General features: G+C 52.7%; 31 protein-coding genes. 9 read left to right on the top strand and 22 right to left on the bottom strand.

Annotated elements, in window-relative coordinates:
• Positions 1 to 23: 23 nt before the first annotated feature.
• From ACQ86N_RS09710 to ACQ86N_RS09700, 3 genes are all read left to right on the top strand, one after another.
• Positions 24 to 2,408: a M1 family metallopeptidase gene (locus ACQ86N_RS09710; RefSeq protein WP_431214984.1), complete on the top strand. Its 2,385-nt coding sequence runs from the start codon at positions 24 to 26 to the stop codon at positions 2,406 to 2,408.
• A gap of 83 nt (positions 2,409 to 2,491) precedes the next feature.
• The gene (locus ACQ86N_RS09705) at positions 2,492 to 3,322 is read left to right on the top strand and encodes an alpha/beta hydrolase (protein WP_431214983.1); all 831 of its coding nucleotides are present in this window, start codon (positions 2,492 to 2,494) and stop codon (positions 3,320 to 3,322) included.
• Positions 3,323 to 3,361: 39 nt separating this feature from the next.
• Positions 3,362 to 3,487 (top strand): hypothetical protein, encoded by a 126-nt coding sequence (locus tag ACQ86N_RS09700; protein ID WP_431217339.1) that lies wholly within the window; start codon positions 3,362 to 3,364, stop codon positions 3,485 to 3,487.
• On the opposite strand, the gene ACQ86N_RS09695 is transcribed toward ACQ86N_RS09700, so the two are convergent.
• The gene (locus tag ACQ86N_RS09695) at positions 3,459 to 4,127 is read right to left on the bottom strand and encodes a toxin-antitoxin system YwqK family antitoxin (protein WP_431214982.1); all 669 of its coding nucleotides are present in this window, start codon (positions 4,125 to 4,127) and stop codon (positions 3,459 to 3,461) included. The two genes, ACQ86N_RS09700 and ACQ86N_RS09695, sit on opposite strands and share 29 nt — an antisense overlap.
• A gap of 72 nt (positions 4,128 to 4,199) precedes the next feature.
• Between ACQ86N_RS09695 and ACQ86N_RS09690 the strand changes: the two genes are divergently transcribed.
• A complete protein-coding gene (locus ACQ86N_RS09690) occupies positions 4,200 to 4,607 on the top strand; it encodes a hypothetical protein (RefSeq protein ID WP_431214981.1) in 408 nt (135 codons plus the stop codon).
• A complete protein-coding gene (locus ACQ86N_RS09685; protein ID WP_431214980.1) occupies positions 4,556 to 4,918 on the top strand; it encodes a peptidylprolyl isomerase in 363 nt (120 codons plus the stop codon). The genes ACQ86N_RS09690 and ACQ86N_RS09685 overlap by 52 nt, the downstream gene beginning before the upstream one ends.
• 40 nt (positions 4,919 to 4,958) lie before the next feature.
• On the opposite strand, the gene aroQ is transcribed toward ACQ86N_RS09685, so the two are convergent.
• The 16 genes from aroQ to ACQ86N_RS09605 form a co-directional block, all read right to left on the bottom strand.
• Entirely contained in the window at positions 4,959 to 5,378 is a 420-nt protein-coding gene (gene aroQ / locus ACQ86N_RS09680) for a type II 3-dehydroquinate dehydratase (RefSeq protein ID WP_431214979.1), read from the bottom strand.
• 6 nt (positions 5,379 to 5,384) lie between these two features.
• Entirely contained in the window at positions 5,385 to 6,494 is a 1,110-nt protein-coding gene (carA, locus tag ACQ86N_RS09675) for a glutamine-hydrolyzing carbamoyl-phosphate synthase small subunit (RefSeq protein WP_431214978.1), read from the bottom strand.
• A gap of 150 nt (positions 6,495 to 6,644) precedes the next feature.
• On the bottom strand, positions 6,645 to 7,154 hold the full coding sequence (rplQ, locus tag ACQ86N_RS09670) for a 50S ribosomal protein L17 (RefSeq protein ID WP_431214977.1): 510 nt from the start codon (positions 7,152 to 7,154) through the stop codon (positions 6,645 to 6,647).
• A gap of 95 nt (positions 7,155 to 7,249) precedes the next feature.
• Positions 7,250 to 8,245, bottom strand: a complete 996-nt coding sequence (locus ACQ86N_RS09665; RefSeq protein ID WP_431214976.1) for a DNA-directed RNA polymerase subunit alpha — start codon at positions 8,243 to 8,245, stop codon at positions 7,250 to 7,252.
• A gap of 69 nt (positions 8,246 to 8,314) precedes the next feature.
• Positions 8,315 to 8,542 carry a hypothetical protein gene (locus ACQ86N_RS09660; RefSeq protein ID WP_431214975.1) on the bottom strand — a complete coding sequence of 76 codons (228 nt, stop codon included), beginning with the start codon at positions 8,540 to 8,542 and terminating at the stop codon, positions 8,315 to 8,317.
• A complete protein-coding gene (gene rpsD, locus ACQ86N_RS09655) occupies positions 8,508 to 8,921 on the bottom strand; it encodes a 30S ribosomal protein S4 (protein ID WP_431214974.1) in 414 nt (137 codons plus the stop codon). The genes ACQ86N_RS09660 and rpsD overlap by 35 nt, the downstream gene beginning before the upstream one ends.
• A gap of 121 nt (positions 8,922 to 9,042) precedes the next feature.
• A complete protein-coding gene (gene rpsK / locus ACQ86N_RS09650) occupies positions 9,043 to 9,447 on the bottom strand; it encodes a 30S ribosomal protein S11 (RefSeq protein ID WP_431214973.1) in 405 nt (134 codons plus the stop codon).
• Between the two features lie 210 nt (positions 9,448 to 9,657).
• Positions 9,658 to 10,038, bottom strand: coding sequence for a 30S ribosomal protein S13 (gene rpsM / locus ACQ86N_RS09645; RefSeq protein ID WP_431214972.1), 381 nt, complete (start codon positions 10,036 to 10,038; stop codon positions 9,658 to 9,660).
• Between the two features lie 27 nt (positions 10,039 to 10,065).
• On the bottom strand, positions 10,066 to 10,182 hold the full coding sequence (gene ykgO / locus ACQ86N_RS09640) for a type B 50S ribosomal protein L36 (protein ID WP_345254168.1): 117 nt from the start codon (positions 10,180 to 10,182) through the stop codon (positions 10,066 to 10,068).
• A 9-nt stretch (positions 10,183 to 10,191) separates the two neighbouring features.
• The gene (gene infA / locus ACQ86N_RS09635) at positions 10,192 to 10,410 is read right to left on the bottom strand and encodes a translation initiation factor IF-1 (RefSeq protein ID WP_188929708.1); all 219 of its coding nucleotides are present in this window, start codon (positions 10,408 to 10,410) and stop codon (positions 10,192 to 10,194) included.
• Positions 10,411 to 10,662: 252 nt separating this feature from the next.
• Complete coding sequence (locus ACQ86N_RS09630; RefSeq protein ID WP_431214971.1) at positions 10,663 to 11,076, bottom strand: hypothetical protein; 414 nt, start codon at positions 11,074 to 11,076, stop codon at positions 10,663 to 10,665.
• A gap of 132 nt (positions 11,077 to 11,208) precedes the next feature.
• Positions 11,209 to 11,370: an aldo/keto reductase gene (locus ACQ86N_RS09625; RefSeq protein ID WP_431214970.1), complete on the bottom strand. Its 162-nt coding sequence runs from the start codon at positions 11,368 to 11,370 to the stop codon at positions 11,209 to 11,211.
• Entirely contained in the window at positions 11,367 to 11,939 is a 573-nt protein-coding gene (locus ACQ86N_RS09620) for an aldo/keto reductase (RefSeq protein WP_431214969.1), read from the bottom strand. The genes ACQ86N_RS09625 and ACQ86N_RS09620 overlap by 4 nt, the downstream gene beginning before the upstream one ends.
• Positions 11,843 to 12,199 (bottom strand): aldo/keto reductase, encoded by a 357-nt coding sequence (locus ACQ86N_RS09615; RefSeq protein ID WP_431214968.1) that lies wholly within the window; start codon positions 12,197 to 12,199, stop codon positions 11,843 to 11,845. The genes ACQ86N_RS09620 and ACQ86N_RS09615 overlap by 97 nt, the downstream gene beginning before the upstream one ends.
• A gap of 105 nt (positions 12,200 to 12,304) precedes the next feature.
• Positions 12,305 to 13,942, bottom strand: a complete 1,638-nt coding sequence (locus ACQ86N_RS09610; RefSeq protein WP_431214967.1) for an amidohydrolase — start codon at positions 13,940 to 13,942, stop codon at positions 12,305 to 12,307.
• 27 nt (positions 13,943 to 13,969) lie between these two features.
• Complete coding sequence (locus ACQ86N_RS09605) at positions 13,970 to 15,127, bottom strand: homogentisate 1,2-dioxygenase (RefSeq protein WP_431214966.1); 1,158 nt, start codon at positions 15,125 to 15,127, stop codon at positions 13,970 to 13,972.
• An 86-nt stretch (positions 15,128 to 15,213) separates the two neighbouring features.
• Between ACQ86N_RS09605 and ACQ86N_RS09600 the strand changes: the two genes are divergently transcribed.
• Positions 15,214 to 15,486 carry a metallophosphoesterase family protein gene (locus ACQ86N_RS09600; RefSeq protein WP_431214965.1) on the top strand — a complete coding sequence of 91 codons (273 nt, stop codon included), beginning with the start codon at positions 15,214 to 15,216 and terminating at the stop codon, positions 15,484 to 15,486.
• The gene (locus ACQ86N_RS09595) at positions 15,452 to 15,715 is read left to right on the top strand and encodes a metallophosphoesterase family protein (protein WP_431214964.1); all 264 of its coding nucleotides are present in this window, start codon (positions 15,452 to 15,454) and stop codon (positions 15,713 to 15,715) included. The genes ACQ86N_RS09600 and ACQ86N_RS09595 overlap by 35 nt, the downstream gene beginning before the upstream one ends.
• A gap of 112 nt (positions 15,716 to 15,827) precedes the next feature.
• Here ACQ86N_RS09595 and ACQ86N_RS09590 read toward each other — a convergent pair whose 3' ends face one another.
• The 5 genes from ACQ86N_RS09590 to ACQ86N_RS09570 all read right to left on the bottom strand — a co-directional run bounded on the left by ACQ86N_RS09590 (position 15,828) and on the right by ACQ86N_RS09570 (position 18,598).
• A complete protein-coding gene (locus ACQ86N_RS09590; protein WP_431214963.1) occupies positions 15,828 to 16,232 on the bottom strand; it encodes a response regulator in 405 nt (134 codons plus the stop codon).
• Positions 16,192 to 16,968: a sensor histidine kinase gene (locus ACQ86N_RS09585; RefSeq protein ID WP_431214962.1), complete on the bottom strand. Its 777-nt coding sequence runs from the start codon at positions 16,966 to 16,968 to the stop codon at positions 16,192 to 16,194. Before ACQ86N_RS09585 ends, ACQ86N_RS09590 begins: the two co-directional genes overlap by 41 nt.
• A gap of 132 nt (positions 16,969 to 17,100) precedes the next feature.
• Positions 17,101 to 17,760: a PAS domain S-box protein gene (locus tag ACQ86N_RS09580; protein ID WP_431214961.1), complete on the bottom strand. Its 660-nt coding sequence runs from the start codon at positions 17,758 to 17,760 to the stop codon at positions 17,101 to 17,103.
• Positions 17,687 to 18,013, bottom strand: a complete 327-nt coding sequence (locus tag ACQ86N_RS09575; protein ID WP_431214960.1) for a hypothetical protein — start codon at positions 18,011 to 18,013, stop codon at positions 17,687 to 17,689. The genes ACQ86N_RS09580 and ACQ86N_RS09575 overlap by 74 nt, the downstream gene beginning before the upstream one ends.
• Before the next feature lie 138 nt (positions 18,014 to 18,151).
• Positions 18,152 to 18,598: a hypothetical protein gene (locus ACQ86N_RS09570; RefSeq protein ID WP_431214959.1), complete on the bottom strand. Its 447-nt coding sequence runs from the start codon at positions 18,596 to 18,598 to the stop codon at positions 18,152 to 18,154.
• A 129-nt stretch (positions 18,599 to 18,727) separates the two neighbouring features.
• Between ACQ86N_RS09570 and ACQ86N_RS09565 the strand changes: the two genes are divergently transcribed.
• Together ACQ86N_RS09565 and ACQ86N_RS09560 are read left to right on the top strand one after the other, a co-directional pair.
• Complete coding sequence (locus tag ACQ86N_RS09565) at positions 18,728 to 19,123, top strand: Hpt domain-containing protein (RefSeq protein ID WP_431214958.1); 396 nt, start codon at positions 18,728 to 18,730, stop codon at positions 19,121 to 19,123.
• Between the two features lie 180 nt (positions 19,124 to 19,303).
• Positions 19,304 to 20,041, top strand: coding sequence for a LytR/AlgR family response regulator transcription factor (locus ACQ86N_RS09560; RefSeq protein WP_431214957.1), 738 nt, complete (start codon positions 19,304 to 19,306; stop codon positions 20,039 to 20,041).
• The last annotated feature ends 499 nt before the right edge of the window (positions 20,042 to 20,540 follow it).

Below are 20,540 nucleotides of genomic sequence, written 5' to 3'. Positions count from 1 at the left end.
TACTACTAACATAAAACACACACATGAAAAGACAACTGCTTATTTTATTGAGTTTCTGTTCCGCGGGAACCCTGCTGGCTCAGAATATTCAAAACAACCCCACCTCCAACCACGGGAATAAGTTCGAGGCCCTGGGCACCATCCTGCCCACGCCCAACGAGTACCGTACGGCGAGTGGCGCCCCCGGACCAAAGTACTGGCAGCAGCGATGCGACTACGACATCACCTGCAGCCTCGACGAAGACAAACAATGGCTCACCGGTTCGGAGACCATTACCTACTCCAATAACTCTCCCAACGAGCTCACCTATCTCTGGCTGCAGCTCGACGAGAACGAACACAGCTCGAAGAACAACGCCAACTACCAAGACGGCGGATCCATGCAAAAGATCGTCAGCGACCAGATGCTGGATAGGGTCGGTCGCGCCCACGAAGCCAACGACTACGGCGACAATATCACTAAGATCACCGACGCCCTCGGCAAATCGCTTCACTATACCGTCAACAAGACGATGATGCGCGTTGAGCTGCCCGCGATCCTGAAACCAGGTCAGAAATTCATCTTTAAGATCGACTGGAACTACCATATATCGGACCGTATGAAGCTCGGCGGCCGCGGCGGCTACGAGTATTTCCCCGAAGACGGCAACTACATCTTTACCATGACCCAGTGGTATCCCCGTCTTTGCGTTTATAGCGATTTTCAGGGCTGGCAGAACAATCAGTTCACCAGCCGCGGAGAATTTGCACTCACCTTCGGAAATTTCAAGGTGGCAATGACGGTTCCCGCAGACCATATCATCGGCGCCACCGGCGAATGCCAGAACTACCAGGCCGTGCTCTCTCCCACCCAGTTCGGCCGCTGGCAGCAGGCCCAGAGCGTCAAAGAACCCATCGAGATCGTCAACCTCGCCGAAGCGAAAGCCTCCGAGGTAAAAAAGAACAAGGCCAAAAAGACCTGGATCTTCAAGGCAGACAACGTCCGCGACTTCGCCTGGGGGTCTTCCCGCAAATTCGTGATGGACGCCATGCCCGCCTATGTGGAAGGAAAGAAGGTAATGTGTATGAGCTACTACGGCAAAGAGGCCTATCCCCTCTACCGCCGGTTCTCCACCAAAGCCGTCGCCCACACGATAAAGACCTATTCCCATTTTACCATTCCCTTCCCCTACCCCGTCGCACAGAGCGTCGAGGCAGCCAATGGGATGGAGTACCCGATGATCTGCTTCAACTACGGCCGCTGCGAAAAGGACGGCACCTATAGCGAAGCCACCAAATACGGCATGCTCGGCGTCGTCATCCACGAGGTCGGTCACAACTTCTTCCCCATGATCATCAACAGCGACGAGCGCCAGTGGACATGGATGGACGAAGGCCTCAATTCCTTCGTGGAATACCTGACCGAAGAACTCTGGGACAACAAATTCCCCGTTCGCGGCAAAGGACCGGGCTGGGCGATCGTAGACTATATGAAGCTGCCCAAAGATCAGCTGGAGCCCATCATGACAAATTCGGAGAACATCGTCAACTTCGGCCCCAACGCCTACTCCAAGCCTGCTACGGCCCTCAACATCCTCCGCGAGACCGTCATGGGCCGCGAACTCTTCGACTATGCCTTTAAGGAATATGCACGCCGCTGGGCCTTCAAACACCCCACACCCGCCGACCTCTTCCGCACGATGAACGACGCCAGCGCCGAAAACCTCGACTGGTACTGGCGCGGATGGTTCTATGGAATCGAGCCCGTCGACCTTTCCCTGGACAGCGTCAAGCACCTGGTCGCAGACTTCGATCACGCCCCGGCGAAAGTCGATTCCATGGCCATGAAGAACATCGACAAACCCTTCCCTACCGGCAAGTTCCCGACGGATATCTCGAAGGACCGCAACCGCGACGACAAGAACATCGTCTTCGCAACCGATGCCGACACCGCCCTCCACGATTTCTACTGGAAATATACCCGCGGCCAGATACCCTACGATACGGCAAAATATGCCCTCCACGTCACCCAGTTCGACGAACCCATGGATGAGGCTACAAAACAACGGGTCCAGTCGAAACAATACTATGAGCTTCAGTTCAGCAATAAAGGCGGCCTCGTAATGCCCATCATAATCGAATGGACCTACAAGGACGGCACCAAAGAGGTCGAACGCATACCCGCCCAGGTATGGCGCAAGAACGAAAGCCACCTCACCAAACTCTTCGTAAAAGACAAGGAGGTCCAAAGCATCAAACTCGACCCCAACCGCGAAACGGCCGACATCGACGAGACCAACAACAGCTGGCCCGTCGTTCAGACCGAAAGTAAATTCGAGGTCTTCAAAGCCAAACAGCTCGGGCCCCGCGCAATCCCGCAGAGCAACAACCCCATGCAGCTGACCGGTAAGGATAAAAAAGCGTTCTAACTATATTGCTAATGTTGTTTAGCACAAAAAGCCCCGGAAGTACCGGGGCTTTTACTTTATATTTGGAAACAAACATACCTGTTATGAAGTACCTCCTTCTCCCTCTCCTCTTCCTGACCACAAATACCTTCGCGGCCCGCGTCGACACCATCCTCGTCCACAGCGACGCCATGAACAAAGACATCAAATGCGTCGTCATACAGCCGGAACACGCCCCAACCATAAAAGGCGCTACCGCTGAACCCACCCATTTCCCCGTCATCTATCTCCTCCACGGACACGGCGCCAACTACGCCCAATGGCCGGCCACAGCGCCGCAGCTGAAGAAAGAAGCCGACGACCTCGGCATCCTGTTCGTCGCTCCCGACGGCGGCGTAGACAGCTGGTACTTCGACAGCCCTATCGACCCTTCCGTCCGCTATGAGACCTTTGTCACCAAAGAGCTCATCTCCTATATCGACACCCACTATCCCACAGTCCCCGACCGCGCGCACCGCGCCATCACCGGCCTCAGCATGGGCGGCCACGGCGCCCTCTACCTCGCCTTCCGCCATACCGAACTCTTCGGCGCGGCCGGCGCCACCAGCGGCGGCGTAGACTTCCGTCCCTTCCCCGACAATTGGGGCATCAAAAAAGACCTCGGTACCATCACCGACCATAAAGACAACTGGGACAACAACACGGTCTACACCCTCGCAGACAACCTCCGCAACGGCGACCTGAAGATCATCTTCGACTGCGGCACCAGCGACTTTTTCATCACCGTCAACCGCAACCTCCATCAAAAATTATTGGATAAAAAGATCGACCACGACTATACCGAACGCCCCGGCGGCCACAACGGCGGCTACTGGCGAAACAGCATCGACTTTCAGGTACTTTTCTTCTGGAAATACTTTTTGCTGGGCCACTAACTATTTCCTCAATTCCCCCATCACCCTTCAACCTATCCGCTGGACGGGATCAAAGGAGCCCTACTCGTCCGCCCCGACGGTTTCGTCGCCTGGCGAACAGAATCATCATGTAATTGGAGTGAAATAACGGCTGAACTCAATAGGTGCTCCCATTCTGCACCTTGACCTTCTTCTTCCCTGTCTTCTTCTCGAATTCAAGGACCTCCTCGGGCTTGGCCACGGCTCTTGCAGAATCCGCCGGGCCGGCCTTACGCTGGACGCCTCCACGCTTCTCCAGCTTCCCAAGGGTATACACTTCCGTGCGGTCGATCATACCCGTCATGGGATCGTAGAACTTCCATTCTCCGTCCTTTAGCGCCACACCTTCATTTTTGACGATCACCGTCTTGTATTTATCGAGGTGGTCCACGTCCTCCACCGTCAGCGTGTCAAACTGTTTATTCGGATTCAGCGCCCTCCAGCTCTCCTCCCGCAGCAACGTACCATTCATGCCGAAATACTGGCAGGTTCCGTCCTTGTTACCCCATTTATAGAACTCGACGCCAGTCAGATCCCCGCCGAGATTATACAGGCGCCAGGTTCCCTCCTTGCGGTCGTCTTTATATACACCCTCTTCTTCAAATCCGGGTTCGCCCCGCACCTCGTCGAAATGGTTAACCCACCGCCCCTGCTTCTTGTCCTGCTTGTCTACGCAGTTCAGCGTATCGCCTTTGGCGCCGATCATAAACGATTTCCACTGGGAATACCCCTTCAAAGCCGCCAGCTGCAGCACCGCCATACACACAAGAATTATCAATGGTCTCATATTACTAAAATTAACGAAAATCGTTCCAGATTATGATGCCCCCCGCTATATTTGTATACCTAACTGACATACATGAAACTATACATAGGACTTATCTTTCTGATCGTCGCCCTCCCTACCCTGGCCCAACAACCCGCAGCCGCCGGCAAACCCTCATCCCAGCCGCAAACCCGGCAGGCCGTCCCTGCCGGCCAAACGCAACCCATTACTGTCCCCACCACGATCGCCGGCATGAAAACCGCACTCGAACAATCCCCCAACCCTATCCTCTACACCAAGCAGATCCTGAAGCGCCGCTTCAAGATCGACACCATCGTCGTAACCCGCACCCGGGTCTTCAACAGCCTGGCGGACAGCCTGGCTTATCACGGCAAGGAAAAAAGGTCTATGGCCCCTACGGCCCGAAAGGTGGAAAGTTCCTCGTACAGTTGCTTACCAAAGCCCCCAACCAATTCTTCCACGTCGGCCAGATCTTCATAGACACCTCGGTCTTCAGCCGCCGCGTAGCGGACTCTCTGGGCAATATGATCATAGCAAAAATTAAGAGCGGATCGGCCACCTTCGAACAAATGGCCATCACCTATTCAATGGGAGGAGAAGCAAAGACCCAGGGCGACCTCGGATGGATCGCGCGAGGCGTATTGCTCCCGCAAATGGAGCACGAAGTACTCACGCACAAAAAAGGAGAAGTATTCAAGGTCTGGAGCGCCAACGGCCTCCACATCCTCCGAAAAACAGACGATCCAAAGAATGATACCGGCTTTGCACTGATGATGCAGGTCTTTCTCTAACCCGGGCCGCAGGCCCCAAAAACCTCCCGCAACACGGGCCTCACCCCGGCAAAAACGACCTCACCGCCAGCTCATATCCTTTCAGCCCGAGGCCGGCAATAGTCCCCTTCGCCTTCGCCGATACATGCGACAACCGGCGGAACTCCTCCCGCGCGTGCACATTGCTGATATGAACCTCGATTACGGGACTCCTGATCGCCGCAACGGCGTCTCCGATAGCGACAGAGGTATGCGTATAACCACCCGGATTCATAATGATCCCGTCAACCGAAAACCCTACCCGCTGCAATTCATTGATCAGCTCGCCCTCCACATTGCTCTGGAAATAGCTGAACTCGACACCGGGAAACAGCGTCTTCAGCCCGGTAAAATACTGTTCGAAGGTCTGGTTTCCGTATACTTCCGGCTCCCGCGTACCCAGCAGGTTAAGGTTTGGGCCGTTGATGATCGCTATACGCATGATGGCTTAGTTATGTTTCTTGATCAGCGCGATAAAATCGTCAAAAAGATACCGGCTGTCGTGAGGGCCGGGAGTCGACTCGGGGTGGTACTGGACAGAAAAGGCCGGACGGTCTTTCAGCCGGATCCCTTCGATGGAGTTGTCGTTTAGGTTGACATGGGTAATCTCCACATTGCTGGCCTTCTTCACAGCTTCGGGGTCGACGCCAAATCCGTGGTTCTGCGTTGTGATCTCGCACCGTCCCGTTATCAGGTTCTTTACCGGATGGTTCAGCCCCCTGTGGCCGTGGTGCATTTTGAAGGTGGGTATATCGTTGGCCAGCGCCAGCAGCTGGTGCCCCAGACAGATGCCGAAAAGCGGCTTCTTTTCCTTCAGGATCTCCTTTACCATGGGGATGGCATATTCCATCGGAGCCGGGTCGCCGGGACCGTTGGAAAGAAAATAGCCGTTCGGCTGAAACTCCTTCAGCTTGGCCAGCGGCGTCTTCGCCGGGAATACCTTCACAAAAGCCCCCCGGTCGACCATACACTGAAGGATATGCTTTTTTACGCCATAGTCCAGCACAGCCACCCTGACCGTAGAGTTGGGATCACCCAGCTCGTATTCCTTATCCGTGCTGACCGTGGAAGCCAGCTCGAGGCCGTCCATGGAAGGCGTATTGTTCAATACCGTTCTCAGCTTCTCCACGTCCGTCGTTTCGGAGGAAATGACGCAGTTCATGGCGCCCTTTATCCGCACGTGAGCGACCAGCGCGCGCGTGTCTACCCCTTCGATACAGACGATATTGTTAGCCTTGAGATAGTCATCAAGAGACCCCTTGGCCTGCATCCTCGAAAACTGTTCCTCCAGATTGCGGGCGATCAGGCCGCGGATCTTGACACTGCCCGACTCGATATCGCTGTCCTTCACTCCGTAGTTCCCGATATGCACGCTGTTCATGATCAGTATCTGACCGTAGTAGCTGGGATCCGTAAATACTTCCTGATAGCCGGTCATACCGGTATTAAAACAAATCTCGCCGGATGTAGTGCCCTTTTTACCAAAAGCCTGACCATGGTGAACGGTGCCGTCTTCCAGTAAGAGGATAGCCGGAATGGGGGAAGAAGTGTTAGACATTTGCAACGAAAAATTTTGCGAAATTACCAAAAAAAATTGACCCGACACATAAAAGTCCGGGTCAATTTTTTCTTCGATGTCCTGAACGCTTTTGCGTTCAGGGGAAGACCCGGCGAACGTCGGGTCCCTATTATTTCAGTCGGCGCGATCTTATTCGCCAGCTTTCTCTTCAGACTTGGCTTCTGGAGCGGCAGGGGCCTCACCGGATTCACCGGCAGCCTTCTTCCTGGCACCGCCAGCGCGACGCGTCCTCTTACCGGCAGCAGCTTCCTTAGCCTCACCTTTACCTTTGCCGTATACTTCGTTGAAGTCTACCAGCTCGATCATCGCCGTTTCGGCGTTGTCACCGACACGGGCTCCGAGCTTGATGATACGGGTGTAACCGCCGGGACGGCCGGCTATCTTGGTAGCGATAGTCCCAAACAGCTCCGTAACAGCCTCTTTATCCTGCAGGTAGCTGAACACTACACGACGCTGGTGCGTGGTATTGTCCTTACCCTTCGTGATCAGGGGCTCGATATAAGTACGCAGGGCCTTGGCTTTTGCAAGGGTAGTAACGATCCGCTTGTGCGTGATCAGCTGAATGGCCAGATTGCTAAGCAACGCTTTGCGATGAGAAGCTGTACGGCCTAAATTGTTGATTTTGTCTCCGTGACGCATGACTGTTGATTTTAAACCTTACACCGTGTCAGGAATTGTAAGGCTGTATTAAAAAAAGACGGGCCGCCCAAAAGCGGTCCGTCCGTTAAAAAAATTTATTCATCATCTACTTTCAGCTTGCCGAGGTCCATTCCGAAATGGAGACCCCTTTCGCCGAGTACCTGCTCGATCTCAGCCAGGGACTTCTGACCGAAATTGCGGAACTTCATCAGGTCTTCCTGCTCGTAGGTCACCAGCTCGGAGAGACTGTTGATCTTCGCAGCCTTCAGGCAGTTAAAGGCGCGAACGGAAAGGTCGAGATCTTCCAGCGGGGTCTTCAGGATCTTGCGCAGCTGCAAAGTCTGTTCGTCCACCAGGTCTTCTTTCTTCTCCTCTTTATTGTCGAAAGTAATGTTTTCGTCTGTGATGATCATCAGGTGCTGGATCAGGATGCGCGAAGCCTGCTTAACGGCTTCTTCCGGATGGATGGTACCGTCCGTAGACACTTCCATGATCAGCTTTTCAAAGTCCGTACGCTGTTCAACACGCGTGTTCTCGATAGCGTATTTTACGTTCTTGATCGGCGTGAATATAGCGTCGGTCGGGATATAACCGAATGGTGCATCCTTAGGCTTGTTGTCTTCTGCGGGAACATAACCACGGCCCTTACCGATGGTCAGTTCGATATCGAACTTCGCAGAAGAATCCAGGGTACAGATAAGCAGACCGGGATTCATAACCTCGAAGCTGGGAGTTGCCTCGCCAAGCATTCCGGCCGTGAATTCAGTCCTGTTCTTCAGGCTCAGCGTGATCTTTTCCTGAGTCACCTCATGCTCCACCTTCTTCTTGAAACGCACCTGCTTCAGATTCAGGATGATTTCCACCACGTCTTCCGTCACACCTTTCAGGGTAGCGAACTCATGATCAGCGCCCTCGATCTTGACCCCAATGATCGCGTATCCTTCGAGCGAGCTCAGCAACACCCTGCGCAAAGCGTTGCCTATGGTGACACCATAACCCGGCTCTAAAGGGCGAAATTCGAACTGAGCTTCAAAATCAGTCGCCTTTTGAAGAATGATCTTGTCTGGTTTCTGGAAATTTAAAATGGCCATATTTAAATTTACGATTTAACTTTTTGACCTCGGATACCCTCACCTTCCGGCAAGGGCCATCCTCAGCGATTACTTGGAATACAATTCAACAATCAGCTGCTCCTTAATGTTCTCAGGCACGCTCTCCCGCTCAGGATAAGCGATAAAAGTACCCTTGAACTCGGCCTCGGACCAGTCAAGCCAGTTGATCTTGGCATTCTTGCCGCGGATCTGGCTGGTGAGGCCCGTGTTGCCCTGAGTAGACTCCTTCAGGCTGATCACGTCACCGGGACGCAGCTCGAAAGAAGGAACGTTCACCAGCTTCACCATTGACGGTAACGTGCTTGTGCGCAACCAGCTGACGGGCAGCAGGACGCGAAGGAGCGATACCGAGACGGTATACCGTGTTGTCCAGACGGGATTCCAGCAGGCGGATCAGGTTCTCACCGGTTACACCCTTGCGTCGGTTAGCCTCGTCGAAGGTCTTGCGGAACTGACGCTCCAGCACACCATAGGTGTACTTAGCCTTCTGCTTTTCCTTCAGCTGCAGCGCATACTCACCCGGAGCCTTACGCTTCTTCGTGCCGCCGTGTTGTCCGGGAGGGTTGCTGTTCTTCGTTAAATACTTGCCATTGCCTAAGATAGGCTCTCCAAAAATGCGGGAAATTCTGGTCTTTGGACCTGTGTAACGTGCCATAATTGATTGGTTAGATTTTTGAGTTCCCGGATAAGATCATTAAAAATCTTAAAATTCGATCTTATCCAGCTTGCAATATGCGAACATGTACCCCCGGTTAGGAGGTACACGCTTAAAAAAACTATACGCGACGTTTCTTGGGAGGACGGCAGCCGTTGTGGGGCAGCGGAGTCACATCCTTGATCATTACCACCTCGATGCCGTTGTTGGCCAGCGCGCGGATCGCACTCTCACGACCCGAACCAGGACCCTTCACGTAAACATCGACCTTCTTCAGACCTGCGTCAACAGCAGTCTTCGCGGCATCCTGCGAAGCCATCTGGGCTGCATAGGGCGTATTCTTCTTGCTGCCCTTAAAACCCATCTTGCCGGCGCTGCTCCAGGAAATAACCTGGCCATTCTTGTTGGTAAGGCTGATAATGATGTTGTTGAAGCTGGCGACGATATGAGCATCCCCATATACATCCACCTTTACGATCCTTTTCTTTGCAGCGGCTTTTGCGCTGTTTGCTTGTGCTTTTGCCATGTTCTGAACTTAGGTAGTCTTTAATTTTTTTGTTTGCTGATCCCATCTCAAACGATCCGGGACCGGACCAACCCTCCTCCTGCACCGGGTATCCGTGATTGATCCGAAAAAATGGTGCAACTTCCAAATTTTGGGCGGCCAATCGGCCGGCTCCATATAAACACATAAGCCAGTGACCTGCCGAGGCAGGCACCAGCTCATGATATCCAACTATTTCTTGGCTACCTTCTTCTTACCGGCAACCGTCTTACGCTTACCTTTACGCGTACGGCTGTTGGTACGGGTACGCTGACCACGAACCGGCAGACCCTTACGATGACGCAGTCCACGGTAGCAGGCGATATCCAGCAGACGCTTGATATTCATCTGAACTTCGGAACGGAGCGCACCTTCAACCTTGAACTCATTGGTAATGATATTACGAATAGCATTCAGCTCATCGTCATTCCACTGATTCACCTTCTTATCGAAATCAATACCTGCCTGAGTCAGGATGTACTGAGCGGTAGCACGGCCAATACCGAAGATATAGGTAAGTCCGATCTCCCCTCTTTTATTTTTTGGTAAGTCTACACCGGCAATACGAGCCATATTCTTATTTTAATTTAAGCTTTTTAATTAACCTTGACGTTGCTTGAAGCGGGGATTCTTTTTGTTGATTACAAACAGCTTCCCCTTCCTCCGCACGATCTTACAATCAGCGCTGCGCTTCTTAATGGATGCACGAACTTTCATAAAACGTATTTATTTATACCTAAATATTATTCTTCCCCTCGTCAAATCATATGGACTCATCTCTACTCCCACCTTATCACCAGGCAAAATCCTGATGTAATTCATCCTCATCTTCCCCGAGATAGTAGCCAGTATTTCATGCCCGTTTTCCAGTTTGACCTTGAACATAGCATTGGACAGAGCTTCTAAAATGATACCATCTTGCTTAATGAGTGCTTGTTTCGCCATACAGTTTTTGGGAGCGCAAAGATAGGAATAATTCCCTTTACGTCAAAAAATAGTGAAAATATAATTTTTTGCCACTGATTGAATTGCGGCAAAATTAGGCCAAAATTACCACTTTACCGGTCAAATCTTCCCCGGTTTATCCCTTTCCAGGGCAAAACCCATCGCCGTCCCCCTTTTCGGGCAACCCACCGGCCCACCCCCGACCGTTCAACCCTCGGGAAATCTCACCGGTCCACCCCCAGGGCCACCCGCCTAATGCGGCTGCCCCGCCCGGCTCAGGTCGATCTTGGTCATCTGATGATAATGATTCTGCAGCTGGTGTACACTCAGCGGCTGGGTCATATGCCGCCGGTCTTCCCTGTACCACATCTCAAAATGAGAGAAATCCCCGTCCTTACTCAGCAATATCCTGAAAGGACCCCGCATATACTTTACCTGACCATTCTCCAACGCCATTTTGTCAAAACCCAGCTTCATGAGCTGCCCCTCGTCTAATGGTATGGGAAACAGGTCTTTAGGATCATACCAGAACTCATCCTGCTCCCCTACCCGGACGTTTATCTTACGTTCGGCGCCGTCCAGGCCGATCACTTCCCCCTCGTTCCGCTGGCCATCAAACTCAACCAGCACAATATCCCCATTTCTTAATTCATGAAACTGGATCATATGACATCGTTTTAGTTTGTTATTTTTAAATTTAAGGGATTTCAGCCACTTCCGATAATCAAACTTCCCGTCGGGCCCTCCCCCGCTTCCGGCCAAATCCCCAAACCCCCAAACCATCCACGATGTCATCCCCTACTCTATCCTCAGCCCCGCCAGCTTCGCATCGATCATCGCTACCTCCTCCGCACTGAGCCTTACCCGGATCGCCCCCGCATTCTGTACCGCCTGCTGAGCATTCCGGGCCCCTACCAACGCAATGGTTATACCCGGCCGGTCCAGGGTCCACCGGATCACCAGCTGCGCCAGACTGGCCCCCTGTCCGCCGCCAAAGGCCGCAACTCCTCCAAAAAGGCATTTATCCGGGTGAGATTCCCTCCGGTAAAATACTTGCTGTCCCCCCGGTTGTCCCCTTCATTAAAGGTATACCCCGGCCTGATCTTCCCCGTCAATACTCCCCGCTGCAAAGGACTATAAGCTAAGATCGACTTCTTATTCTCTATACAATAAGGCACCAGCTCCTGCTCGATATCCCTCCGCACCATACTATACGGCACCTGGTCGCTCGCCAGCTTCAACGTCTTCTCCGCCTCGGTCATCTGCGCCCGGTCGTAGTTGGAAACACCCGCAGCCCGCACCTTTCCCGACTTGATCAGCTGAGCCAGCGCCTCCATAGTCTCCGGGATAGGCGTGGTGACGTCCGGCCAGTGCTGCTGGTAAAGGTCGATATAATCCGTCTTCAGCCTCCTGAGACTGTCCTCACACTCCTTTATAATGCTTTCTTTCCCCCCATATTTATAAATGTCCAGCGGCTTTCCGTCATTGTCCTGGCTCTTAAAGGCAAAATCCCCTTCTTCAGGTCCCACCGCATTCCAAACTTCGTCATGACCTGCACCCTGTCCCTCGGAATACCCTGCAGCGCCTCCCCGACGATCTCCTCACTCAACCCCTGCCCGTAAACCGCCGCAGTATCGATCGAAGTAACCCCCTGTTCATAAGACGCGCGTATTGCTTCCACGGCGTCCTTCCGCTCGGTCCCTCCCCACATCCATCCGCCAATGGCCCAGGCCCCAAACGTGATCGCCGACGCCTTGATGCCCGTTTCTCCCAGTTCTCTGTATTCCATAATAAATTCTTTAGCTACAAAAATAAAGCCCCGGCCGAAGCCGGAGCCTTATAACTAAATTATGAGTGATTATCACTTACGCAACCCCCGGCCCGCGGCCGCCCCTCACCGTCCAAACACCTTCTTCCCCCTTACCCAGGTCCCCTCCACCTTTGTCTGCAACACCTCCCCCTGCCCCACACTCATCAGGTCCCTGTCCAGAATTATAAAGTCCGCACTCTTCCCAACCTCCAGACTCCCCACCTCCTTCTCCAGACAATCCGCCTTCGCCGCCCAGATGGTCATCCCCCTTATCGCCTCCTCCCTGCTCAGTGCATTCTCCATCTGAAACCCTCCCGACGGGTACCCTTTGGCATCCACCCGGAATACAGCCGCCAGGAATGTCCTGAAAGGACTAATATCTTCCACCGGAAAATCCGTACCAAGCGGCAGCCACCCATTCTGACGAAGCAGCTGCTTATTCGCGTAAGCGCCCCGGAGACGGCGCGCCCCCAGCCGCTCACCCGCCCAGTACATATCGCTCGTCCCATGCGTCGGCTGCACCGAAGGAATGACCGACGCCTTTCCAAACAGGTCGAAATCCGCAGAGTCGATCACCTGCGCATGCTCTATCCTCCAGCGCTTGTCGTTGGCGCCCTTCAGGTATTTATTGCAGATCTGCAAAATGACCCGGTTCGCCGAATCCCCGATCGCATGCGTACACAGCTGAAAATCGGTACGCGCCAGCATGGCGGCCAGCGAATCAAAATGCGCCTGACTGCTCAGCAAAAAGCCCCGCCAGCCCGGCTTGTCGTCATAGGGGCTCAGGAGACAGGCCCCCCTGCTACCCAAAGCGCCATCGGCATAAGCCTTCACCCCCTTCACGTAGAGCAGGTCCGTCTTATAGGGTCCGCGGGGAATATAGTAGCTCAGATTGGCGGGGTTGTCGCTTAGCATGACATAAACCCGCATCCTCACCCGCCCGGCCTTTTGCAGCGAGTCAAGCATTTCTATATTGCCCCTGTCCAGACCGCACTCAGTCACCGTCGTAAGACCGTCCGCAAAACAGTTGTTCTGCCCCGCGTTCAGCATCTCCGCCCACTCAGCCGCCGTCGGCCCCGGCGTCACGCGCTGGACAAGCCGCTCCGCATTATCGATCAGCACCCCGGTCAGACGCCCGTTCTTTGTCTCCACAACCCCGCCTTCGATCGTCCGACCCGGTTTCACTCCCGCCAGTTCCAGCGCCTTCGCATTTGCGATCAGCGCATGCCCGTCCACCCGGCCCAATATCACCGGCGTCGATGGAAAAGCCTCGTTCAACAAACTATTTTCGGGAAAACTCTTTCCGGGAAATTTATTCTGATCCCATCCCCGCCCCTGTATCCAGGCCTGACCGGGATGACTGGCCGCAAACTCCTTGACCCGCCTTACCACCTCCTCAAAAGATTCGCTCCCATACAAAGGCGCCGTGAACAACGACTGACCATACCGCACAAAATGCGTATGCGCATCGATAAACCCGGGATAGACAGCCTTGCCGCCCACATCGACCCCCTCCGGCGCGTCATACTTCGCCCGGATCCCGGCGTCCGTACCCGTCGCCAGCACCTTCCCGTCCCTGACGGCAATAGCGGAGACAACCGAAAAAGCGCTGTCTACCGTATATACCTTAGCGTTATAAATGAGGAGATCCGCCTTCTCCTTCGGGCGGCAGGAAAAAAACAAAAGCCCGGTCAGGGTCAGCAGTAGTTGGACAACTCTCATGGACGGCGATTTGCCATCTAATATACACTATTCCGCCCAACTCATCGTATAGCCTGGATTCTCTATCTCCAACGCATCCACGGTCAGCATCAGCGGATGGAACGTATCCACCATCACCGCCAGTTCCTTCGTCTCCTTCGCCCCTATACTCCGCTGCACGGCGCCGGGATGCGGCCCGTGCGGGATCCCACCCGGATGCAGCGTGATCATTCCCTTCGTCACGTTCTTTCGACTCATAAAATCCCCGTCGACATAATACAGCACCTCATCACTGTCGATATTACTGTGGTTATACGGCGCAGGTATCGCTAACGGATGGTAGTCGAACAGACGGGGGCAGAACGAACAGACGACGAAATTATGTCCCTCGAACGTCTGGTGCACCGGCGGCGGCTGATGCACCCTGCCCGTGATGGGCTCGAAATCATGAATGCTGAAGGCATACGGATAACAGCACCCGTCCCAGCCCACGACATCCAGCGGGTGATGACCGTAATGGATGCCGTACATCCTTCCTTTCTTCTTCATGCGGATCAGGAAATCGCCTTTCTCGTCGATACTCGTCAGCCGCTGTGGCCCCCTGATATCCCGCTCGCAATAGGGCGAATGTTCCAGCAGTTGCCCGTATGGACTGAGATATTTTTTGGGATAGCGGATGGGACTAAAGGATTCGACGATAAACAGCCGGTTATCTGCGTCTTCGAACTGTATCTGATAGATCGTGCCCCTCGGAATGACCAGGTAGTCCCCATAGCCGAAGGCGAGCTCTCCATACTGCGTCTTCAATACCCCGCTGCCTCTATGAATAAAGATCATCTCGTCGGCGTCGGCGTTCTTATAAAAATAATCCTTCATGCTTTGCTGCGGCGCAGCAAGCACGATATGACAGTCGCTATTGACCAGTACCGGCTTCCGGCTCTTCAGATAGTCTGCTTCCGGCTTCACACTGAACCCCTCGAAACTCCGGTGTTTTAACATCTTCTCTTCGGCTATCCGGGGCTGTACTTCGTAAGGGTCATCCGTCGAAATGATCTCCGTCGGCGGATGAATATGGTAAAGCAAACTATAGTCGTTTGAGAACCCTTCCGTCGAGAACAACTGTTCCGAATAAAGATTTCCGTCCTCGCGGCGAAACTGTGTGTGACGTTTGTGTGGTATCTTTCCCAGGGAATAATAATGCGGCATAATTTATAAGGCTAATCGTTCCCGTAAATTTACAGTAATTTTCATTCTCATGGCCCACCATCAACCAATCACCCACCAACACCCCCATGCTGAAAATCGGCCTCATATCCGACACCCACCACTACCTTGACCCCGCCGTCTTCCGCCACTTCGAAGCCTGCGACGAGATCTGGCACGCCGGCGACTTCGGCACCATAGAAATAGCCAATAAATTAAAGGAATTTCGTCCCCTGAAAGGCGTATACGGCAACATCGACGGACAGGACGTCCGCTCCATCTACTCCCGAGACCCTCCGATGGCAGTCCGAAGGAATAAAGGTGTTCATGACCCATATCGGCGGTTATCCCCCGAAATATAACCCTGCAGTCAAACCAAAACTAGTCGCTGACCCGCCCCGGCTCTTCATCTGCGGACACTCCCATATTCTGAAGGTCATGTACGACGACAAGATAAAATGCCTGCATATCAACCCAGGCGCCGCCGGCCGCCAGGGCTGGCACACCATCCGCACCCTCGTCCGCCTCACTATCGACGGCACCAACATGAAAGACTGCGAGGTCATCGAACTCGGCCCCCGGGCTTCATAAATAACTATTCAGTCCTCAAACTCTTCACCGGATTGGCCAACGCCGCCCGTATCGCCAGCACCCCAACTGTAAGTAAACAAATTACCGGCGCGACGCCACAATCACCGTCCACCTACAACCATTCCAGCAATTTACTCCTTAATTCGTTCGGCTTAAAAGGCTTACTGACGAAATCATCCATCCCGCACTCGATGATCTCACTGATGATCTCGTTCTTCGGCGAGGCCGTAATAGCGATGATCGGAATATCCTTGAAATGCTTGCGTATCTTCCGGGTACAGGCAAACCCGTCCAGCACGGGCATCTGCACATCCATCAGTATCAGGTCATATTTCTTGCGGGCTACGAACTCCAGCGCCTGCCGCCCATCCACGACGATATCCAGCTGGCCGCCCCACCCCGTTATGAATCGGCGGGCGATATTCGCATTGAATGCATTGTCTTCCGCCAGCAGGATCTGTTTGTTCCTGAACTGGTCATTGCTCTTCGTTATCACCTTCGGGGCAGCAGCAGCCATAGATGGCATCTCCCCCGCTGCAGCACGATCCTGAAATAAAAGTAGACCCCTGGCCCTGAATACTCTCGACCAGCAGCCTGCCTCCCATAAGCTCGACCAGCCGGCCGGAGATGGAAAGCCCCAGACCCGTACCCCCATAGAGCCGGGTCGTATCGCTGTCAGCCTGGGTGAACTGTTCGAATATCTTTTCCTGTTTATCCTTTGCAATACCGATACCCGAGTCGACAACCGCAAAATGCGTCACGAACGAACTCTCGTTACTTTCGGTCATCTCCACCTTCAGTTTCACCGATCCTTCCTGCGTAAACTTAATAGCATTGCTGATCAGATTGTTCAGCACCTGGGAGAGGCGGAAACTATCCCCTTTCACATAGAAAGGCATCCGTTCGTCGTACTCGACGTCGAAGACGATATTTTTCTCCTTCGCCTTAAAGCTGAACGACTGGTACAGACTCTGCGTCAGATCGCGCAGATTGAAGTCGACAGCCGAAAGCTCGATCTTGCCCGAGTCCAGCTTTGTAAAGTCGAGGATATCATTGATGATATTCAGCAGACTCTCTCCCGAGAACTGGAGGGTCCGCAGGTCTTCCTGCTGATCTTCCCTCGGATCGCTCTGCAGCAGCAGATGCGTGATCCCGATGACCGCGTTCAGTGGCGTACGAAGCTCGTGGCTCATGACGCTAAGGAACTGCGACTTGGCCTTGGCCGCCTGCTCTGCCTTTTCCTTCATCTGCATCAGCTCTTCCTCCCGCTGACGGCGGCTCGAGATATCGCGGATAAATGCACTGTAATAAAATTCATTTTTCGTCCCTGATCCCCGTAATGGTCAGCTCGATGGGAAACACCTCCCTGTTCTTCCGGATTGCCGTCATCTCGACCCGCTGGTTGACGAACGTATCGTTCGTCTCCCCAAGAAACCCTTGAAACCGTTCCAGGAAGAATACTGATAGGAAAAAGGAATGATCGTCTCCATCAGCGTGCGTCCCCGCACCTCACTCTCCGTATAACCGAAGATCTCAGTCGCCGCCTGGTTCCAGTGCAAGATATGCCCCGCATCGCCGACAATGACGATCGCATCCAGCGCCGAAGAGATCACGCCGCTGAGCATGATCTCGTTCTTCCGCAGCAGGCGCTGCGTCCGCTCATTCTCCCTGATCTTCTGGTCCAGCGCAATATTCAGCTGCTCCGACTCGGCCAGCTTATCCAAAAAGATCTGCTCTATCTGCGACTGCGTAAAAATGCCCAAATGCTCCCGGTCCACGATCTCTTTCGGAATAAGAGAGACCATATAGGGAAAAACTTCCAGCTCTTTATATCTGGCGGAGTACGCTTCATAATTCTTCTCGAAGATCTTCCCCGCCATCGAATCACCGTAGTTGTTGCTTACGAACTTAAACGCTTCGAAACTCAGAAACTGCAGCTTCCTGAATATTTCGGGTTCCTGTATATCGACCTCAAGGACAGAAAGCTCTTTCAACTTCTTGTCGATATAGCCATCCCCCGCCCTGCCCAGCTTTCTCGTGGACATTTGTGAGGAATGACTGGAGGAATTGAATGGCCAGCGTGTTCTTCTGCTCGGCCTCGGAAACAAAAAGTATATTGAAGATAGAACCGTCGTGCAGTAACGCAGGAAATCGCTGGCGGACCCTTTCACGCAGCGACTTTCTCGTATGCTGTTCGATCAGCTCGAACGAGGTCAGATATTTTTCGAAAAGAAGATAGGTATGAAAGACCTCCTCCGCGTCCTTCCCGGCAGCCTTATGACCCAGCTGTATCAGCATGCTCCGCATTCCCGGGCACCGATATGCAGGTGATAAGAAAGTCGAATAAAGCGCGGTACAACGCAGACTGGTCGTTACGCCCCCTCATAGAGCGGGACCTGTCCCTGTTCCACAATAATTTTTTCAGCATGAAAGATCCTAAGCCCCTTTGCTGGCTTTATAGATGGAATAAAAGCCGAGACCGGATAACCCCCACGTGAGGATCAGCGCGATAAACCAGGCGATACTTCCACTCAGCGAACCCAATACTGTTCTGAAAAGGTTGAACCCGTAGTAGTGCTCTATCTGCATATGCAGATGCCCTACAGCCATCACCAGAAAGCCCCAGGCCATGAACTTCATACCCTTCCCAAACTTTCCACCCCTCAGCGAATAGGCGGTGAGAAATGCAAAGAATACCGATATGAAAAGAAAAGGCAGCTCCATGACGCCAAACCAATAACCCGCATTGTAAGAATGCGCATCGGCGGCCGCGTTGTTCACCTGCAAAAGATTACACTGAGACTGAGAATAACTGGGAGTGGATGTTGATGCAACAATTCCTACGGTGATCAGCAGAAGGAGTAAGGGTCTAATTTTTTTCATAAATTTGGATTTTGGACAATAATTAGGAACTTTTCCCGTCTGGATAATGTTCCCGTATCCCGTTAAGGACTACATGTTCATTATACATATATACTCTTAACGTATAAAGGAAAAAAAATTGCAGCTAATATGCAAAAAATCCGTACAACCTTTGTTTTTGATGAAAGCTTGAATGCCACATTCTTAGCCGAACTGTTCGAAGGCGATACCATATACGCGGAAACCGTTTTTGAAGATTTTCTGAAAGACCTTCCAATCTACTGGCAACGCGTCGAACACGCCTACGACAGCAAAAATCTTCCCGCTATGGGAACCGCAGTACATACCTGCAAAACCCTGTTCGGCTACGTCGGTTTTACCGATCTTCAGGAACTCTGCCAACAATTCGAGAACAAATGTTCCGTTAATAGTGCGGAAGAACTGCGGGTTGAATACATTCTCCTCATACAACGCAAGGAAAGAGCTCAGCATATAATTGAAAAAGAATACGATAGACTAAGGCTTTACAACGAAGGGAGAGAATAAGGGACGGCCCCCGGATCGGGGCAGCCCAACATCGTTTGCCAACAGGCCGAAAGCCTGACCTGCCGTAACCCCAATAGGTTGCGGCACCGGATGACCGAGCGTAGCGAAGGTCACGATCGAGATTCTCAAGAGTGTCGAGGATCGAAGTTCCGGACCAGCCGTTTCACTCATTGTTTTTGGATGAAGATCTCTTGTATCATAGTAGAAGACATTCAGATCGCTGCGGATTTCTTGCGCAAGTTCTGTGAGAAGAGCGACCTGGTCGAAGTGAAAGGGCATTTCCTCAACGTAGCGGATGCCCTGGAATTCCTCGACCGGGAAAAAGTCGACCTGCTCTTTCTCGACGTGGAAATGCCGGGTGCCACAGGTTTCGACCTGCTGGATAGCCTCACCTACTCCCCCAAGATCATCCTCACCACCTCCAAGACCGAATACGCCTTCGACGCCTTCCAGTACCACGTCAACGACTATCTAAAAAAACCCTTCACCTATAAACGCTTTCTGGAAGCCATTCAAAAACTAACCCAGCAACAGCAGGTCCAGGCTCAGTCCCCGGAACCCACATCCATCCCGGCCCCGCAACAGACAACCACCACCACCCCCGATACCGACTTCCTCTTTATCAAGTCGGAAGACAAGCTCATCAAACTTAAAAAGGACGATATCCTCTTCCTCGAAAGCATGCGAGACTACGTCAAATTCGTCACCCAGGGTAAAAGCTATATTACCTATAGCACACTGAAGAACATGGAAGAAAAACTCATCGGCCCCATCTTCATCAAAGTACACCGGTCCTATATCGTAAACATCAATAAAATCGACGACATTCGGGGCAACACCATTTACTTACTTGGGAATCAAGTCCCTATCGGCAAGGGCCATAAGGACGAAGTAGCCGCCCGCCTCAATATCCTGTAAGCCTCCGGTCCTCCATCCCCCGGCAATCACCGTTCAACCATCGACCTCCGGTCCGACCCCCAATCCTTTCGTCGTGCACTAGACCTTCGTCCGCGCTGCTTCGCCACGCGCGTGTCGTACCCTTCGCCGGGGGCTCGGGTACTTTCGTCGGGCAAAACCCCACCTTAGTCGAATAAACTTCCCATTCTAACATTTCCTTTGCATCTTTGTATCAGCAAACGAAACAAACCAAATCCCTGAAAAACCCGCAACGATCCAAATCCAAAAACCATTACGATCCAACATCTTAAGAAAGGCTAAGTCCCGAAATCCTAAAAAGACCAACTGTAGCGCAATCCAAAAAACCTAAGAAACCGTAGTCCAAATCTCCCTGAAAACCCACTTAGATCCTAACATCCGAATGAAGACCTGTTGACTGGTATCCGACTGACTGTAGTGCAATACTTCAATCTGAACCCGAAAACAGACGAAAATCCAAACCTGAAAAACTTAGAAGTGC

Origin of the sequence: Puia sp. P3 (assembly GCF_050632245.1) — a bacterium.
GTDB lineage: Bacteria > Bacteroidota > Bacteroidia > Chitinophagales > Chitinophagaceae > Puia.
Note: the sequence above shows the minus strand (reverse complement) of the source record. Positions and strands in the feature narration are given on the sequence as shown.

Bases quoted from the DNA above. Each gene is read 5' to 3' on its own strand.
- ACQ86N_RS09560 (WP_431214957.1), top strand. From the start codon at position 19,304: ATGAAGATCTCTTGTATCATAGTAGAAGACATTCAGATCGCTGCGGAT.
- ACQ86N_RS09570 (WP_431214959.1), bottom strand. From the start codon at position 18,598: ATGAAAAAAATTAGACCCTTACTCCTTCTGCTGATCACCGTAGGAATT.
- ACQ86N_RS09585 (WP_431214962.1), bottom strand. From the start codon at position 16,968: ATGCAGATGAAGGAAAAGGCAGAGCAGGCGGCCAAGGCCAAGTCGCAG.
- ACQ86N_RS09565 (WP_431214958.1), top strand. From the start codon at position 18,728: ATGCAAAAAATCCGTACAACCTTTGTTTTTGATGAAAGCTTGAATGCC.
- ACQ86N_RS09600 (WP_431214965.1), top strand. From the start codon at position 15,214: ATGCTGAAAATCGGCCTCATATCCGACACCCACCACTACCTTGACCCC.
- ACQ86N_RS09665 (WP_431214976.1), bottom strand. From the start codon at position 8,245: ATGGCCATTTTAAATTTCCAGAAACCAGACAAGATCATTCTTCAAAAG.
- ACQ86N_RS09580 (WP_431214961.1), bottom strand. From the start codon at position 17,760: ATGTCCACGAGAAAGCTGGGCAGGGCGGGGGATGGCTATATCGACAAG.
- ACQ86N_RS09705 (WP_431214983.1), top strand. From the start codon at position 2,492: ATGAAGTACCTCCTTCTCCCTCTCCTCTTCCTGACCACAAATACCTTC.
- carA (WP_431214978.1), bottom strand. From the start codon at position 6,494: ATGTCTAACACTTCTTCCCCCATTCCGGCTATCCTCTTACTGGAAGAC.
- rpsD (WP_431214974.1), bottom strand. From the start codon at position 8,921: ATGGCACGTTACACAGGTCCAAAGACCAGAATTTCCCGCATTTTTGGA.
- ACQ86N_RS09605 (WP_431214966.1), bottom strand. From the start codon at position 15,127: ATGCCGCATTATTATTCCCTGGGAAAGATACCACACAAACGTCACACA.
- rpsM (WP_431214972.1), bottom strand. From the start codon at position 10,038: ATGGCTCGTATTGCCGGTGTAGACTTACCAAAAAATAAAAGAGGGGAG.
- ACQ86N_RS09630 (WP_431214971.1), bottom strand. From the start codon at position 11,076: ATGATCCAGTTTCATGAATTAAGAAATGGGGATATTGTGCTGGTTGAG.
- ACQ86N_RS09615 (WP_431214968.1), bottom strand. From the start codon at position 12,199: ATGGAATACAGAGAACTGGGAGAAACGGGCATCAAGGCGTCGGCGATC.
- infA (WP_188929708.1), bottom strand. From the start codon at position 10,410: ATGGCGAAACAAGCACTCATTAAGCAAGATGGTATCATTTTAGAAGCT.
- rplQ (WP_431214977.1), bottom strand. From the start codon at position 7,154: ATGCGTCACGGAGACAAAATCAACAATTTAGGCCGTACAGCTTCTCAT.
- ACQ86N_RS09710 (WP_431214984.1), top strand. From the start codon at position 24: ATGAAAAGACAACTGCTTATTTTATTGAGTTTCTGTTCCGCGGGAACC.
- aroQ (WP_431214979.1), bottom strand. From the start codon at position 5,378: ATGCGTATAGCGATCATCAACGGCCCAAACCTTAACCTGCTGGGTACG.
- ACQ86N_RS09575 (WP_431214960.1), bottom strand. From the start codon at position 18,013: ATGCTGATACAGCTGGGTCATAAGGCTGCCGGGAAGGACGCGGAGGAG.
- ACQ86N_RS09610 (WP_431214967.1), bottom strand. From the start codon at position 13,942: ATGAGAGTTGTCCAACTACTGCTGACCCTGACCGGGCTTTTGTTTTTT.
- ACQ86N_RS09590 (WP_431214963.1), bottom strand. From the start codon at position 16,232: ATGGCTGCTGCTGCCCCGAAGGTGATAACGAAGAGCAATGACCAGTTC.
- ACQ86N_RS09690 (WP_431214981.1), top strand. From the start codon at position 4,200: ATGAAACTATACATAGGACTTATCTTTCTGATCGTCGCCCTCCCTACC.
- ACQ86N_RS09595 (WP_431214964.1), top strand. From the start codon at position 15,452: ATGACCCATATCGGCGGTTATCCCCCGAAATATAACCCTGCAGTCAAA.
- rpsK (WP_431214973.1), bottom strand. From the start codon at position 9,447: ATGGCAAAAGCACAAGCAAACAGCGCAAAAGCCGCTGCAAAGAAAAGG.
- ykgO (WP_345254168.1), bottom strand. From the start codon at position 10,182: ATGAAAGTTCGTGCATCCATTAAGAAGCGCAGCGCTGATTGTAAGATC.
- ACQ86N_RS09695 (WP_431214982.1), bottom strand. From the start codon at position 4,127: ATGAGACCATTGATAATTCTTGTGTGTATGGCGGTGCTGCAGCTGGCG.